Origin of the sequence: Alloalcanivorax xenomutans (assembly GCF_900217905.1) — a bacterium.
Taxonomy (GTDB): Bacteria; Pseudomonadota; Gammaproteobacteria; order Pseudomonadales; family Alcanivoracaceae; genus Alloalcanivorax; species Alloalcanivorax xenomutans.
This window is the reverse complement of record NZ_OBMO01000003.1, coordinates 104,386-120,014: the sequence shown is the minus strand read 5'-3', so window position 1 is coordinate 120,014 and position 15,629 is coordinate 104,386. Positions and strand designations below refer to the sequence as shown.

The 15,629-nt window shown below is 58.7% G+C and carries 10 protein-coding genes; all 10 read right to left on the bottom strand.

The genetic code is table 11. The features are described 5' to 3' along the window. Nucleotides 1–2,838, bottom strand: coding sequence for a T6SS effector BTH_I2691 family protein (locus CRO06_RS03455; protein ID WP_143247708.1), 2,838 nt, complete (start codon nt 2,836–2,838; stop codon nt 1–3). Next, nucleotides 2,835–3,689 carry a DUF4123 domain-containing protein gene (locus CRO06_RS03450; RefSeq protein WP_179746437.1) on the bottom strand — a complete coding sequence of 285 codons (855 nt, stop codon included), beginning with the start codon at nt 3,687–3,689 and terminating at the stop codon, nt 2,835–2,837. Before CRO06_RS03450 ends, CRO06_RS03455 begins: the two co-directional genes overlap by 4 nt. Nucleotides 3,690–3,810: 121 nt before the next feature. Then, nucleotides 3,811–6,840 carry a type VI secretion system Vgr family protein gene (locus CRO06_RS03445; RefSeq protein ID WP_097057735.1) on the bottom strand — a complete coding sequence of 1,010 codons (3,030 nt, stop codon included), beginning with the start codon at nt 6,838–6,840 and terminating at the stop codon, nt 3,811–3,813. Nucleotides 6,841–6,906: 66 nt separating this feature from the next. Further along, nucleotides 6,907–7,257 (bottom strand): hypothetical protein, encoded by a 351-nt coding sequence (locus tag CRO06_RS03440; protein ID WP_022995909.1) that lies wholly within the window; start codon nt 7,255–7,257, stop codon nt 6,907–6,909. Further along, complete coding sequence (gene tssH / locus CRO06_RS03435; RefSeq protein WP_097057734.1) at nt 7,254–9,956, bottom strand: type VI secretion system ATPase TssH; 2,703 nt, start codon at nt 9,954–9,956, stop codon at nt 7,254–7,256. Before tssH ends, CRO06_RS03440 begins: the two co-directional genes overlap by 4 nt. Nucleotides 9,957–9,995: 39 nt before the next feature. Next, nucleotides 9,996–11,090, bottom strand: coding sequence for a type VI secretion system baseplate subunit TssG (gene tssG, locus CRO06_RS03430; protein ID WP_063139589.1), 1,095 nt, complete (start codon nt 11,088–11,090; stop codon nt 9,996–9,998). Beyond that, nucleotides 11,054–12,889: a type VI secretion system baseplate subunit TssF gene (gene tssF / locus CRO06_RS03425; protein ID WP_063139590.1), complete on the bottom strand. Its 1,836-nt coding sequence runs from the start codon at nt 12,887–12,889 to the stop codon at nt 11,054–11,056. Before tssF ends, tssG begins: the two co-directional genes overlap by 37 nt. A 2-nt stretch (nt 12,890–12,891) precedes the next feature. Next, nucleotides 12,892–13,401 carry a type VI secretion system baseplate subunit TssE gene (gene tssE, locus CRO06_RS03420; RefSeq protein WP_014994541.1) on the bottom strand — a complete coding sequence of 170 codons (510 nt, stop codon included), beginning with the start codon at nt 13,399–13,401 and terminating at the stop codon, nt 12,892–12,894. Between the two features lie 117 nt (nt 13,402–13,518). Beyond that, nucleotides 13,519–14,010: an Hcp family type VI secretion system effector gene (locus tag CRO06_RS03415; RefSeq protein WP_022995904.1), complete on the bottom strand. Its 492-nt coding sequence runs from the start codon at nt 14,008–14,010 to the stop codon at nt 13,519–13,521. A gap of 123 nt (nt 14,011–14,133) precedes the next feature. Then, on the bottom strand, nt 14,134–15,624 hold the full coding sequence (gene tssC / locus CRO06_RS03410) for a type VI secretion system contractile sheath large subunit (protein ID WP_026949327.1): 1,491 nt from the start codon (nt 15,622–15,624) through the stop codon (nt 14,134–14,136). Between the last annotated feature and the right edge of the window lie 5 nt (nt 15,625–15,629).

Below are 15,629 nucleotides of genomic sequence, written 5' to 3'. Positions count from 1 at the left end.
CTAGGCCTCGACTTCCAACAATGAATTCAAAGCAGTGATTTCTTCCTCCAAGGTATTCATGCGAGCATCGTCTTCGGGCTTGCCGCCTCGTCCCAAGCCACCGAAGTAGCATCGCTCCAACCAGTCCTGGAGGTCATCATTCTGGAAAATCAGTATTAGCACCGCAGCCACCAAGACTACGCCTGCCAGAATTATCCCTACTGTAGTGGCACTTAACCCCACAATCGTTGCTCCGAAAACACCATTAAAAGCCATAAACGAGCCTATTGTTGCCCCCGAGGAGAAAAAGTATAGGGCGGCCATCCCCATATTTTCCTTACCTAGTTCGTTCCACCCTTTTATGAAATCCCACACACCAGAAACAAGTGCCGCGGCCAACCCAAATGCCTTAGTAATCCCAAAGAGCACTTTTTTCACAGCACTGCCCACGAATCTAGCTGTCCAGGCACCGGCTATTTCAGCACGGGCCAGCATCCTATGAACCGTTCCGGCCACAGCCTCGGTCACCCCCGCCACCGCCGCGCCGAATCGCCACGTGGATTCTACCTGTTGATCCTCATAGACCGCTTTATCCATGGCTTCACCTTGTTGTTTCATGGACCAGAACCCAAGCAGGACACCGACAATCCCGGTTCGCACGTCCCCGCTGGTCATGGTTTGCCATCTGGACATGGGGCTTTTGTTCCAATCGTCGATATCCACAACCGCATCGGCGGCCGCATTGGCCCGCATGCGTTCGGACAGATCACCTTCCACCGCCGCCAGTTGCAGGCGATCCGCCGCGATCTGAACACGTTGCTCAAGTACTCGCCCACCGGGTGCGCGGTCGTGTGTGATACGTCTGCTTCCTCTGGATTTCACCTCGATCCGGTCTTTCAATAGCTGTTGATCCATATCAGCAAAGGCCGGGTTCAGCTGGTGAAGTTGTCGGACGAAGTCATCCAACGCTTCCGCCAAGGTGCCCGAGACGCGGCTGTAAACCACCGGGGTTTTGCCAACCAGCCCCAACGAAATCAAGAGCGGCCCCACGCCCTTGTCCATGACGATGTCCAGGACTTTCATCACCGGCCCCATCAGCGCGGCGACCACCCGCGCCGCAGCGCTCTGCCCGGCATCGGAAAGTTCTTCCATAGCCTTTTCATAGGCCGTGATCAATTTATCCCAGGGCAGTTTCTTCAGATCGGACACAGACAAGCCCCGGTTTGCTTCCTGGTTTACCTGTTCCAGAATGGCCGTCTGGTTGAACACCATGGCTCTGAGCAGAAGATTCTCTCGCTGTATGGATTCCGCTGACAGCCAACGCTCGTAGAGCGCCTGGCAAGCATCGTATTGCTGCGTGTCCTGCAAGCACAGTAACAGGGTGTCCGCAAAAGCCTGGCCATCTTCCATACGCTCAGCGTCGTACCGGTCGTCAAAGTAGGCTAATAACTTGCTGCTCTCCATCCAGGTCACGTGGGCCTGGGCAAGGGGTGCCAGCTGGTTTTGGTCAAACGCCTCAAGAGCGGGCTTATAAGTCTGTTCCAGCCATTCATCGGGCTGCCCTTCTTTAAGCATTTCCCCATACTTCCCCCAGGCGTTGCGTCTGGCCTGGTCAAGATCAGCGGCGGTGAGTTCGGCAATGGCCTCCGACTCCGCTACTCGAACTTTCTCTTCCCATTCAATCCGATAGGCTCGATCCTGCTCTAGTTTGCGCTCGTGCCATTTGCGCATGACTTCTTCCTGGTTGGATTGCTCTATAACGGCTTCTGTATTGTTTGTCGCCATAATGGGCAAGTCATACCAGGGCGAGATGCTTTCGACCGCAACCGCTTTTGCCCCCTGGATCCGGTTAAGCTCAGCCTGATTCTCCAATGCTTCCTGTAATCCGTTTAGCGTCGACGCTATGGTAATCGGTCGCTTAATATCCTCTCTCTCTAGAAACGATTTGAATTTGGCCCGTAATAGCCCGGCCAGATCGGTGGTGATGCCAACCGGGTCCTCCAGAGCGACGATGGCCGGGGACATACCTGACGACTCGGCCTGCTCCCGCGCCCATTGCGTTAAGCCCGCTACTTGTTCGCGCAGACCGTGAACCTCTTGTATGGAATGCTCAAGAGCACTACACGGAAAAACGCGCATGGTATCCATCGTCGCGATTCTTTCACCGGAAGCCGATTTGACGATTGGCTTAGGTGAACTGGGCGGCTGCCAGGGATAATGTGACTCGGCAGTCTGGCTTACAAGTCCCTCCAGGATTTCCTGCATATGCGGTTGGCTACCGCCCTTCCAGCCAGCCAAGGAAATTCGCCGCATACGACTGCGCCGCCCGTCCACATCATTGGCATAGGCATGCCAGGTTCGCTTCGTCCAGGCAACGTCGGAGAAAACCATGTAGATGGCATCTGCCTGATCAGCGTTAGGAATCATTATGCAACGAGCCAGATGTGCATGGCTGGGTTCCCGAGTACAGGAAAACTCTTTCTCTTCGGTTGGCGGGATCAAATGCACATCGATGCCTTCCGGGGATTCGGGATCCATACTTTGAAGGGAGCTGTGTATCAATTCAGTAACGAAAGGAAATAGGTATCCGTTCTCGGTCACCTGATATCCGTTCCAGCTCCCTCTCACCTCATTAAAGACGTATAGATACCCTGGTCTGAGCAAGCGCAAGGTGTAATGTTGCCCTTCAGGGAGAGGAACGCTCTGTACATCGGCACCAAAGGGGCCCGAAACCTCAGGGACGGCTGGATCATAAGGACCGCTTTCGTGATCGTCACGAGCCACCGCGTAACGCAAGGGTAGTATCGGCAGTCCTTGTTTCTTGCAAAATGGGCACTTTCCATCCTGTGCTGATGTCATAGAACCTTCCTTTTCCCTTCAACCGCATAGCGAGCCAGCACCTCTTCGGAAAGATCAGCGCAGGCCTCAGCATAAGAAATGGTACTTAATGCCGCCTTGGTACAGCGCGCTTCCATGTCGGGGTGCTTATGAATCTCCGGACCGAATTGGAACGCCTGAGTGACATACAACCGACAGTCTTCATCATCCGCGAGCTCCTTTTCTTTCGCCTCTGACAGCAGTTGATCGACGGTTCGAAAGAATGTGGCATCCTGGTCGTAATCAGGCATCGAGGCAGACAGCGCCTCTGATAGTTGATTTATCAACGGGAGTCGTGACAGTGTCACTTTCTGTTTTTGGCTAAAATTCAGTCGACCGGCGGTTGGCCGGGATAAAACAGGCATGTCGTCATTCTTATGATATTTCCAGCCTCCACCCCCATCCGGCCAGCGCCATACATCGATCGGTCCCATTACCGACATCATCTGGCGGCGGTCCAGCATCCAGGGGAGGTGCCGGAAAACTCGTGGATCATAAAACCGTCGTAAAGCGACGGTTCCGTTTTCTGAGACAGGAACAAAAAACAAATCTTGGAGATGGCTTGTGACGGCATCGGCGCTGGCCTTGGTGTTCACCAATGCTGAAAATAACGTCACCCCTTTGCGCCTCCAATATTCAATACGCTTAGGCAACACCTCGCGCAGCGAGTCTGGAATATCATCAAACCATACCAGCTGCGGGAGCCGCCGCGCCTGCAAAGACAATGACTGAGGAGCCAAAGGCATCGGTTTGAGTCCCTTCAAGGCTTCAGCGGGAACCTGAATAGGATTAACAATTGCGCCGGTTAGATCGCCGAATCGCATGTCATCCATCTGGTGTCCAATCACAACCTGATTGCCATTCATAGTGTAAACCGTTGCGGCCTTCTCATTAGCGATCCCTCCAGGGCTAGAGCCCAAGATTGATCCATGCCCTGACTCGTTATTAAATTATTCAAGCCTCGAGATCTTCAATTTCAATGATCAGTTCTTCCGGCACGTCTGTATTTACGACATGGGTCATTCCCTGTTCATTGGTCGTCCCCTCTTCAGTCGTGCCATCTGCCCTGACGATACGGTAATGCACCTTCACCAGAGGTTCGCCTGTTTGCTGGTCAGTTAACTGAAACGCCTCGTCGTAGGCTCCCACCTTCTGTTCTGCTCCGGCGCCCATTGCACCAAGTGCGACAGTCCAGCTTCCACTCCTGTCCGCGTCTTCCAGGTTGACATCACAGATGTCAAGATCACCGCCACTCGACGTCTGCGCCTGCGCCGACGCGCTCGCCGGCCCGACAAACTGTTTCATCGCCGCCTGCAGATGCACGCCGCCAGGCGCCCCCAGCTCGATGTTGCCGCCATCGAGTTTGAGGTAGGCGCCGCCGGAGGCGAGCAGGAGGGGTTGGTTGGGGGCGGCCAGGATGGCCTGGCTGTTGGTGCTGGCCAGGGCGACGTCCTGGGCGGCGGCGAGGGTCAAGGGCTGTTTCGGGGCCCGGGCGCTGACTTTGCCTTGGGCGGCGTGCAGTTGAATTCCGCTTTCCTGGTTGGGTTTGCCGCTGGCCGGCGCGGCGCCGTTGTTGTAGAGGCTCAGCCCGCCGCTCACGGTCATTACCGTGCGGCTCTTGCTCATCCAGTTGATGTCCGCGCCGCTGACCAGCGTGGTGGTGGTACCCGCTACCCAGGTCTGTGCCTGCTGGGTAATGCTGGCCAGCCCATCCGGGCTGGTGGCGACGATCAGCGGGCGGGACCAGCCGGGCGGTGAGCCGGCACCGCCCTGCTCCCCTCCGGAGCCGGAACGGGTGTCTTTCAGCGTGGTTAATACGTGGCTCAATGATTGCTGGGAAGGCAATTCGTCGGCTTCGCCTGTCTGCCCGGCGTTCTGGTTGCGTGCGGCGTCATTGAGGGTTTTCAGCAGGTCCGCATTACCCTGCAGCCGCGCCTGGGCGCCATCGGTGCTCATTTGCCATTGCCCCGCCTCCGTGCTGAGCAGGACACCTTGTCCAGCCCGAAGGGCGCCGCTGGATACGGTGCTCAAGTCGGCGCCAAAACCTCTTTCTCCTTGCCGCAGGTTGTCTTTCCCGCCTTTCAGGTGGCCCAGGCTCAAACGGCTCTGATGTTGGGTGCTGCCGGCTTCGGCACGGGACTGCCCCTCGCTACTGTCCATCAGTATCCATTGGTGGCCGCTGTTACCTTGCTGGCTGGCGGAGAGTGCCTGGCTCTTCAGACCGGTGTAGACCGCTTTATGATCGTTGCCATTGAACCAGGGGGCGGCATTACCGGTGGCCCGGGCGTGACCGCCACCCACCTGATTATGCTGGGCTTCGTCGTTGCCCTGACCGTTGAAAACGGTACCGATGGCAACGGGCCTTTCCGGCTGGCCTTCCAAAAACAGGGTGAGACTTTCCTGCCCGGTTCGGGGCACGGCGACACCGCCCCAATCCTCGCCAGCCCATGGCGTCAGCGTGCGCACCCAGGTCCAGGCGCCCGCGCTGGCCGGAGCGTTGTCGATGCCGCTTTCAGGATGGGATTCCCCACTACTGGCGCCTTCGCCCCGTTGCCAGGGGTATTGCATCTTGATGCGATGATCACGGTCGGTGTGCACCGGTGTATTGTCCGCGGTTACCACCGCACTGTGCAGGCCCCGGCCACGGATCCGGGACTGCCCATGGCGTGACGTGGTATCCATGGGACGAAACGGCGTATCCACTTGTAGAGCAACGAAACCGTTGCGATAAAAATCAGACTCTGGAGCGCTATCCAGAGACGGTAAGGCGCCGTCGCCGAGAGGCTCTGGCACATCAGGAAAGCCAGGCCGTGGCATCTCGAACCGCTGATCGGCTTGCGCCATCAGATCCGAGCTTAAATTGTTGCGGGCATGGTGTGTCGCCGCCAGGCAGAGAAAGGTGGCATCCTCTGCGTATCCGGGGTGCAGGTGAAGCTGGAATTGCCCGCCGGGACGCAACCGCCGCCAGGTTCCATTTCCTTCCACCCGTTTCCCAGCCGCTTCCAGAACTTCAATGTGCCGACGGCCGCGCCATTCAGTTTCCGCCTGATTGTGCCAGGCATAGGCCGTGGGGCTGTCGTCATCCTCCGCCCGTGACCAGGCCATATCCGCGCTGCTTTGTTGCGAGGATAGGGTTTTCAGCGATCGGTAATCCCAGGTGGCCCTGCGGACGCCAGCGGCATGGGCGCGGCGTCCCGGCCGCCATTGCTGGATGGCGTCTTCCTGCTCGGTGACATCACTGCGGTGATAACGGATCCCGCCTAGATCCGAGAAAGCGCTGTTATAATCGGCGATCACCAGTGTATGGCTGCCCGGCACCTGGAATTCGCCGGCCTCCTTGGGCGTGCTCTGACCTTCTTCCTCACCCTGCATATTCCCCTGATGCTCGAACCAGAAAAACAGCCCCTGCTCCGACAGGATCCGGGTCATGAACGCCAGACCATCTTCCTCCAGTTGCGCGGCGAGGCTGTGCCGGAGGTAAAGCGCGTTGTCCGCCAAGTCCCATCGCCAGCGAGGCGCGACCACGCCGCCACGGGCCGCCAGTCGCCCGAACAAGGTGTCGAGGGCTTCCATGACAGTCATGTCCTGATAGACATGACTGTCCACCCACTGTTGCAGGAACACTGTCCACGGCTCGATCACCAACGCATATCGGGCCAGTCCGCCGTTGCTCTCCAGATACTCGAAATGGGTGACATGGCCATGGAAAGGGCGGCGATCCGTCCGTGAGTCCGCGGTAAGCAAGGTGAGCAGAACCGGCTGCCCGAGCAAGTCGTCCGCTTGCAGGCGGGCATCCACCGACAGTGCCGTAATATCAAAACGAAAGCCGGCGCCGGCGTCGACACCGGCGCCGGAAACCGCCTCGATGCCGTGGCAATTCTCCGGTACCAGAACGTCCGGCCCCAGCGGAGTGTGGAGCTGCAATAAACGGGCTCCCTGCCCCGGCGCGGACAACGCACTCATCAGACTGGCAATCACATCCATGTCAGCGGTCCCTGATCGATTTTCCCGTTGCTTCACTCCGCGTAAGGCAGCGCAATCAGCGCCCGGCTACGCGGAGATCCGCTCCAACTGAAGCGAAGGCGACTCGGAACAATGGAGCTGGTGATTGCGGCCGGCGATCGTCAACACGATCAGTCTTACGTTGCTGACCAGACGCCCGGCCCGATCCTGAGCCTGTGCCGGCGCCTGAATCCGCCACGGCATATGCTCCATCATGCCGAGCAGCTGACGCGCCTGATGGCGCTGTTCGATGGGGGATTCCACCAGTAACTCGACCACATGCCCCGGGGCCACGCGATGCCAGCGGCGCACCTCATCCAACGGTCTCTTCCGGCCGATGCTCGGGCCCGCGTCGCAGTTGGTGATGGCTTTTTCCTGATCCACTCCGTAGACGCTCATGATTCACTCCTGTGATGAAAGGACAAGATTTGTGGAGACTCGGCTCCGGTTGACGGCACCCCTTCCGGCGTTACCGTGTATTGAAAATCACCGTTATCATCCGCGGTCACCCGGATACCGGCTATTTTAGCGCCCTCGGCCATGGCGGCGAGGACGGACTCGGCAATTTCCGGCAAAAGCGTGCCGTTGAGAATGTGATCCACATTGCGGGCACCGCTGTCCACCTCGGTGCACCGGGCCAGCACCGATTCAACCAAGGCGTCGTCCCATTCGAACAAGGCGCCATGGTTCTCCGCTACCCGCCGTGCGATGCGGTTCAGTTTCATCTTGATGATACGCGCCAGAACGTCATCGCTGATCGGATAGTACGGCACTACTTTGAGCCGCCCCAGAAAGGCGGGTTTAAAAGCCTTGTAGAGCGCTGGACGCAGAAAATCATGGAGCGCGTCCGGGTCCGGTAGTGAGTCAGCTTCCTGGTTCAGACAGGATTGCATGATTTGCGACGAGCCCACGTTGGAAGTGAGGATGATCAGGGTGTTGCGAAAATCGATTTCGCGCCCTTCGGCATCATCCATCACCCCTTTGTCGAAAACCTGGAAGAACATTTCCAGCACATCCGGATGCGCTTTTTCCACTTCGTCCAGCAACACCACACTATAGGGATTGCGGCGCACTGCTTCTGTGAGCACCCCGCCTTCGCCATACCCTACATACCCGGGCGGCGAGCCTTTCAGGCCGGAAACCGTATGCGCTTCCTGGTACTCGCTCATATTGATGGTGATCAGCTTGCGCTCGCCGCCGTAGAGGATGTCGGCCAATGCCAGCGCGGTTTCGGTTTTACCCACGCCGGAGGGGCCCACGAACAGAAACACACCTCTGGGCTTGTTCGGATCCTCCAAACGGGCGGTGGCGGTACGCACTCGCTGTGCGATGGCGTCCAGCGCATGTTGTTGCCCGGTAACGCGCTCCGCCAACAGGGCGGACAGATTGGAAATCGTCGCAATCTCATCCTTGACCATGCGGCCCAGCGGGATACCCGTCCAGTTGGAAACGATCTCCGCCACCACCGAGCCGTCGGCTTGCAGAGGTACCATGGGCGCGTCACCTTGTACTTCCCGCAGCCGGGACAACAGCTCCGGGATGCTGTGGCCAGAATCGGCCTGGCCGGGGACCGCCGTTTCTTCCCGGCCGTCCCGTAGCCGCTGGATGCTCTGTACCAATGCCACTTCCTGGTCGAGGCGCTCCCTCAGGGTAGCGATACGGTCCTGCGTCTCCGCCCGCTCGCTTTGCAGATCCGCCAGGCGGTCTCCATGGGAGGCCCCGGCCTGTTCGTCCCGGGACAGAGCCGCGATTTCCTGCTCCAGGCGCTGTAAATGCTTGTCGGCGTCCTCGATAGCGGCGGGGGTGGCGCCCTGCCCCAGCGCCACCTTGGCGCAGGCGGTATCCAACACCGATACCGCCTTGTCCGGCAGTTGCCGCCCGCTGATGTAGCGGTGCGACAATCTCACCGCCTCGGTAACGGCTTCGTCGAGGATGCGCACGCCAAAATGCTGCTCCATCAGCGGCACCATGGCACGCAGCATGGCCGCGGCCAGAGCCTCGCTGGGCTCGTCTACCTTCACGACCTGGAAGCGCCGGGCCAGCGCCGCGTCTTTTTCGAAGTAACGCTTGTACTCGCTCCAGGTGGTGGCGGCGATGGTACGCAGCTCGCCGCGGGCCAGTGCCGGCTTCAGCAGATTGGCGGCGTCGTTCTGGCCAGCCTGACCGCCGGCACCGATCAGGGTATGGGCTTCATCGATGAACAGGATGATCGGGTGGGCGCTTTTCTTGACCTCGTCAATCACCGTCTTGAGCCGGTTCTCGAACTCGCCTTTGACGCTGGCGCCGGCTTGCAACAAGCCCATATCAAGCACATGCAGCGCCACGCCTTTCAAGGGTTCCGGCACATCGTCGGCGGCGATGCGCAGTGCCAGCCCTTCCACCACCGCCGTCTTACCCACCCCGGCCTCACCGGTGAGGATCGGGTTGTTCTGACGCCGGCGCATTAGAATGTCCACCAACTGGCGGATCTCACCATCACGGCCGATAACCGGATCAATAGCGCCTTCCCGAGCCCGGTCGGTGAGATTCTGGGTGAACTGATCCAGAGCCGGCGTCTTGCCAAGCGCTTTGTCCTCTCCTTCCTCACTGGGCGCGTATTCCGTCAGAGGTGCATCACGATGCCCTTCCTCCGACCCTTCCGTCATTTTGTCGAAGTCGTGCTTCAGCTGCTCCAGATCAAATCGGGTAAATAACGCGGAGCTGCGCTGCGCCAGGCGGGACAGATCCGGTTCCGTCAACAACGCCAGCAATAGATGCCCGCTGCGGATACGGGTGGTGCCGGAATCCAGCGAGGCCAGCAGCCAGGCATGTTCGAACAGTGTCGGCAGATGCGGAGAGAACACCGGGGTGCGCTGATTACCGGTTTTCAGTCTTTCCATTTCAACGCGAAGGTCTCGTTCCAGTGCATCCGGCGCTATGCCGCTACGGCGTGCCACCAGAACCAGATCGCTCCGAGGCTGCTCCAGCAACGCCACGAACAGGTGTTCCAGGTCGACTTCATAGTGCCCTGCGGCCATGCACAGGCTGGCGGCTCTCTCCGCCGCCTGCCGGCAGCGGTCGTTGAGTTTGCTGATCAGTGTTTTCAGGTTAATGCTCATGGCGCGGCTTACGCTCCTTGCCGGTCATCGTTGCGTCCTTTATTGAAGTGTATGGATACCGTAAGTCGTATCCGTGCGGATGCCGGCATCCTGGCGTGTGGACAGGAACCCGTCCCAGCCAAGACGCCCGCCCCGCTCCGGATCCCCCAGCAGGCATCCGTTAATTTCTTCCGCTTTAAGCACCAGGCGAACTTCATACTCGAGGCTGGCACCGGTCAGCATGGTCAACCATTTTTCCAAGGCCTGGGCGGCTTCGCCTCCGGGCAGGAAAGCATCAAAGCTTCCCTTCTCCAGCGGCCCTACCACCAAACGCATCCTGAGATCCCGTTGCCAGACCCGCTCGCCGGCCACGGCGCTGACACCCAGCCGGGCGTTACTTGCGCCCAGACAGGTACGCTGTTGCTCGGGAATCTCATACCAGGCGCCGACGAACTGCTCTACTTTGACCGGCACCTGGAAGTAATCGGTCAGCAAACGCTGCATCTGCACCGCTGCCACCGGCCGTTGCCCCACCGTGGCGGCATGGAAGGCCACCGCCTGATCCGGAATCGCGCCCGGAGCCTCATTCAACCGGTCTCGCAGCCCGGGTACGCCCACACCGGCCAGCGACAATAGTAATGGCAAGAAGCGCTCTCGCTGATCCAGCTCATACTGAATCGCCAGCCGGTACTTCTTCCAGGCCCCGTAATGCAGCGCCACCGCCCGGTTGGTAAAAATATCAAGAAAGGCGCGGGCGGCCCGGTCTCGCTGAAAGATCTCCCGCTCATGCAGCCATTCACCATAATGCCAGGGCAAGGCGCCCTTGACGCCAAGCAGGCCCATGAAACTTGGCGTCATCTGGACTTTGCCCAGTTTTTCCATGGTCAGGGTGTAATCCACCGCCCCGGGCCGATCCAGTCGCTCCCCCTCCTCCGACCAGGCCTCCAGCTTCTCCAGTTCACTGGCCGGAAAGCCCAGAGACAGGCTGCTGCCAAAGCGCATATGCCGGGCCACCGCGTCGTCATCGGCACTGCGCGTTTGGCGCTTGAACAGCTGCTCGATGATCCGCACCGACTGGAAAAAACCAAAACGGTGAGGCTCACTGAGCAACTGCTGGGCTATACCAGCGTCGATTCGCCGCTTCGGGGAGGGCATTGAATCAGTACCTCATTGCTTTGGCGGGAAAGGATATTCAACTGGGTGAAGCTGTTGGCATGGACATAAAGACCAAAGAAACGGTCCAGGGCAGCCACGAAAGCCGACAGCCCGGTGCCGACGAAACTGCTCTCGTCGATGGTGAGATTGATTTCCACGCCTCTTGCCACCGCCGCGAAAGGCCGGCCCGGTAACCAGCTGGTAACCGGGCGGTGCTGCACTTCGACCAACCCTTCAATCTGGCGCCGAGCCACCGCCGCCGAGGACAGATCGTAAAGTGACAGCATCTCTTTCAACGCTGGCAGGCCGCTGCCAGCGATCGAAAGATGATTGAGGGATAAATGGGAGATCAACCGCCAATGCGCGTTTCTGCCGCCGATGAAACGGCGCGGGCGCGAGGGCTTGCGCAACATGGTGATGCTTTTCACCGAAGTGTCGGTTTCCATGGTCAGATCACCACCGCTGACGCCGTAGGCCAGGTGGCTGGGCAGATCCCGGTTGGTGCAGGTCAGGTCCAGCCCCACCACATCCGTCTTGGGCACGGTCGGGTTGAAACGCAGATCGACGAAGGTGATTTCGGTTTCGTAGCCGGGACTCTGCTCGGCCAGTTCCTCATCCCGTCTGGCGGTCCAGTAAAGCCCCTCACCACCGGCATCCTCGCCATGATGCAGGGAATAGAACGGGCGGAATGTCTGGATATCCTCGCCCAACGGCGTCTGCCGCACCCGCTTTACCGTGTCGATGGAGTAAATCTCGTGAGCAAAGGCATTACGGGCGTCGGCCACCACCGGATAGCTGGCCTGGCGTTCATGCACGTGGATCGGCTCACCCCGTTGCCGGAACAGATTCACCACCGGTGAACATCCCAAAAGCACATTGTCCTTGCCGAGGCCTTCAAGTAACTGCTGCTGCTCACCGTCGGTGTGTGGCGCATTCAACGCGAAATGGACGGTGAAGCTACCGGATGCCGTGGACGACAATGTTTTTATATCAAGGTCGAAGAAACCGAATTTTTCCGGAAAGGCAAACAGTTCAGTCAGCAGACGATACGCCGGGTGGGAGCGGCTCGGATAATCAATCAATGATTCCTCGTCGTCGAATCCAACCTGCCGTATCGGTGTCTGATCCACCGCGAGCCACCGCCCGCTGTCATCCGCTTCCACGTAAGTGGCGCCTATGCCATAGGCAAGCGCGTCGCGAAGGGCGGCACAGAAGGAAGGCTCGCCGTCGGTGAACAGTCTCAGGGTATCAACGCCAAGAGTGGCGAACGACAATTGCGTGGAGGCCAGCTCGAATCGTAGAGAAAGTTGCCCCTGCCCCGCGCCAACGCCACCCATCGCCATGGGGGCCCGCATTACCGGGCGGTAGGTGGCCTCGGTGAGAACAATCGGCACCAGCGTGACATCATAAGCGGTGCGAAAGCGGCAATTTACCCCTCGTACCGGCCGCGAACGCAACGCCGTGCCGCGCGGAATGCGTAGTGGCTCGCTGAGTGTCGACAGAGCATTCCCCACATCAAACCGGGCAATCGAGCACGATGGGAATGGACGCAGGTAATGAGGATACAGAACTTCAAGCAGCGCATCGGTGAATTCCGGGAAGTCGTCATCCAGCTTTTTTGAAATACGCGCGCTCAATAATGCGAACGACTCGATCAGCCGTTCCACATGGGGGTCTTCACTGACGTCCGCCGACAGCAGCAGACGGCTGGCAATCTTGGGATAACGCTCGGCGAACTCCTTGCCATACCGGCGTAGAAAGCCGAGTTCCCGTTCGTAATAAGGAAGCAGATCACGCATGTTCAGGACACTCTGGCGTTACGACGGAATCCGCTCACCGAGTACTGCAGCGTCGAGGGCTGCAACATCGCATCGAAGCTGACAGGCTCCCGCGCGGGACGGATATCCAGCAAGGCGTGAATGGTAAAGTGGAGTCCGCCACCAGGTGCATTGCCTTCATCCAGGGTAACGGTGACATCGTGCAACCGGGGCTCGTGACGGGAAATCGCGTCCTCCAGAGAGCGGCAGATCAGCGCGCGGTCATAGGCGTTGACCAAACTCATGGCGGAAAAGTCTCGCAACCCATAAACCATCAGGGATTTCCGGCATTGCGGAAAGGCATCGAACAGGGTTTCCGATAACGCCATGCGGCTATTGAGCAGACCTTCCAGGTCTCTCGCCACGGTTTCCTTGTACTGTCCCAACGAAGACGCTTTGAAGATATTCTGGTCGCCCGGCTGTTTCGGCGCGTCATCAAACAATTTGTCGAGCAGGCTGGGTTCCAGTCCCTTATCCCATCGTTTCACGCTCATCCCCTTATTCGCCCTGACTGCATGACATTATCGGGATTGCGCCAGTCTCACCGCCCACTCCCTGGTTCGGTGCGGCCAAAAGTGCGGTGGCGCCCGGCCGGACGCCACCACCGCCCATCAGAATTGAGGAGCGTTTTTGTTGAGGTTCCACTGGCCCATGGTCTTACCACCAATTCCGCCTTCCGGTTTCTGCTGGTTATAGGTCCAGCGGATGGCGGCAAAGCTGAGCAGTACCACTTCCTGGGGCAAGCCATCTTCACCGATGGTGGTGGTCACCCGGTGTACAAGGACATTCTTGAGCTCGACCTTGTAGTAGTTGATGGCGTTGCCGTCCTTGTCGGCACGCATGAAATCGATCTCGGCCTTGGCAAAAGTGGTCCCGTTGGCACAAGCCTGGCACAGCACGGTGCTGGACAGGTCGATGGATTTGACCACTTCGATCGGGCCGAAGCTCACCCGCTCCGCGGTTTGGCCACCAGAGCTGGACGCGGTGGGAGCACGCGGTTGCAGGATGTCCTGCGAAAACGATTGAATCTCGATCCATCCTGGATGCTTATCATCATTGGATTCGCCTTTAATGGAATCGATGTTTAAAAATGCATGTTGCATGTCAAGTTCCTTCCTTCATGCGGTCTAGACGACGCCATGCCGCCCATTTCCGTTGCCCCTTCTTTGGCAACTCATTAATCGGTCCGGCAACGGCACCCCGCCACGCCGGACCCCGTGAAATCGCTATGACTTTTTGGCGGAAGCCGGGAGCTCCGCCACCAGCCGCAGCGATACAGACAGTTCATCAAGTTGGAAATGCGGCCTGATGAACGCGACTGCCCTGTAGGAGCCCGGCTTGCCGGGCACTTCCGAGACCTGGATGGATGCTTCGCGCAGCGGGTACTGGGCTTTGGCTTCCTGAGTGGCGTTGTCGTCAAGGAGCACGTACTGGGAAATCCAGCGGTTAAGAAATTCTTCCACGTTGCCGGCGGAGGCGAAGCTGCCGATCTTCTCTCTCATCATCGCCTTGAGATAGTGGGCGATGCGGGATACCGCGAACATATATTGGAGCTGCGCGGAAAGAATGGCGTTGGCATTGGCGGCGTCGGTGTTGTACTTCTTCGGCTTCTGCGCTGACTGAGCGCCGAAGAAGGCGGCATAGTCCGTGTTCTTGCAATGCACCAAAGGAATAAAACCAAGATCGCTCAATTCCTTCTCACGGCGATCGGTAATCGCCACTTCGGTGGGGCACTTGAGAGCCACCTCACCATCGTCGGTGCGGAAGGTATGGGTCGGCAGATCTTCCACCAGACCGCCGCCTTCGACGCCACGAATGGCCGCACACCAACCAAAGTCCTCGAATGCCGCGGTCAGTCGGGTGGCCATGGCATAGGCGGTGTTACACCACAGGTATTTACTGTGATCCGCGCCATCCACATCTTCCACGAAATTGAAGCCTTCCACGGTGGTGCCGTCTTTCGGATTGTAGGGCAAACGGCCAAGAAAGCGCGGCAGCGTCAGCCCCACATAGCGGCTGTCTTCTCCGTCACGGAAAGAGCGCCATTTGGCGTATTCCACCGTGTCGAATACTTTGGCGAGATCCCGCGGTTTGCCCAGATCGGTGAAACTTTCCAATCCCAGCATGTCCTCCGAAGCCGCGGTAATAAACGGCGCATGGGCTGCCGCGGCCACATGGGACATCTGCTCCACGAAATACATATCCTGAGGCTGTCGGCCAATGGCGTAGTCGCCGATCAGGGTCCCGAACGGGGCGCCACCAAAGGTGCCGAATTCCTCTTCATAGACTTTCTTGAACAGAGCACTCTGATCAAAGTCAATGGCGGAATTGAAGTCGCGAATCAGATCCTGTTTCTTGGCGTTGAACGCCTTGATCTTCATCATCGAGCCGGTGGAGGTATGTTCGCAAAGATAGTGCAGACCGCGCCAGGTACTCTCTAGATCCTGAAATTCCGGTGCGTGCATTACCGCGCTCAATTGCTCGGAGATCAGACGATCCAGTTCGGCGATACGGGCATCCAGCGTCATGTTGAGGTTGTCGGACACCACCACGGTGCCTTCCATAACCTCTTTCGCCAGTTCGGAGATGATATCCTTGGCCCGGCGATGCTCCTCATCGGACTTCGCCACCCGGCTCTCTTCGACGATCTGGTCGAGAAGACCTTCGGTTTCGGTTACCGCTCCCGCCTCGTTAGTGCTTGCCACCTCTTTTCCCATGGTCA

Bases quoted from the DNA above. Each gene is read 5' to 3' on its own strand.
- CRO06_RS03440 (WP_022995909.1), bottom strand. From the start codon at position 7,257: ATGAGCGTCTACGGAGTGGATCAGGAAAAAGCCATCACCAACTGCGAC.
- CRO06_RS03415 (WP_022995904.1), bottom strand. From the start codon at position 14,010: ATGCAACATGCATTTTTAAACATCGATTCCATTAAAGGCGAATCCAAT.
- CRO06_RS03445 (WP_097057735.1), bottom strand. From the start codon at position 6,840: ATGGATGTGATTGCCAGTCTGATGAGTGCGTTGTCCGCGCCGGGGCAG.
- CRO06_RS03455 (WP_143247708.1), bottom strand. From the start codon at position 2,838: ATGACATCAGCACAGGATGGAAAGTGCCCATTTTGCAAGAAACAAGGA.
- tssE (WP_014994541.1), bottom strand. From the start codon at position 13,401: ATGAGCGTGAAACGATGGGATAAGGGACTGGAACCCAGCCTGCTCGAC.
- tssC (WP_026949327.1), bottom strand. From the start codon at position 15,624: ATGGGAAAAGAGGTGGCAAGCACTAACGAGGCGGGAGCGGTAACCGAA.
- CRO06_RS03450 (WP_179746437.1), bottom strand. From the start codon at position 3,689: ATGGATGACATGCGATTCGGCGATCTAACCGGCGCAATTGTTAATCCT.
- tssH (WP_097057734.1), bottom strand. From the start codon at position 9,956: ATGAGCATTAACCTGAAAACACTGATCAGCAAACTCAACGACCGCTGC.
- tssG (WP_063139589.1), bottom strand. From the start codon at position 11,090: ATGCCCTCCCCGAAGCGGCGAATCGACGCTGGTATAGCCCAGCAGTTG.
- tssF (WP_063139590.1), bottom strand. From the start codon at position 12,889: ATGCGTGATCTGCTTCCTTATTACGAACGGGAACTCGGCTTTCTACGC.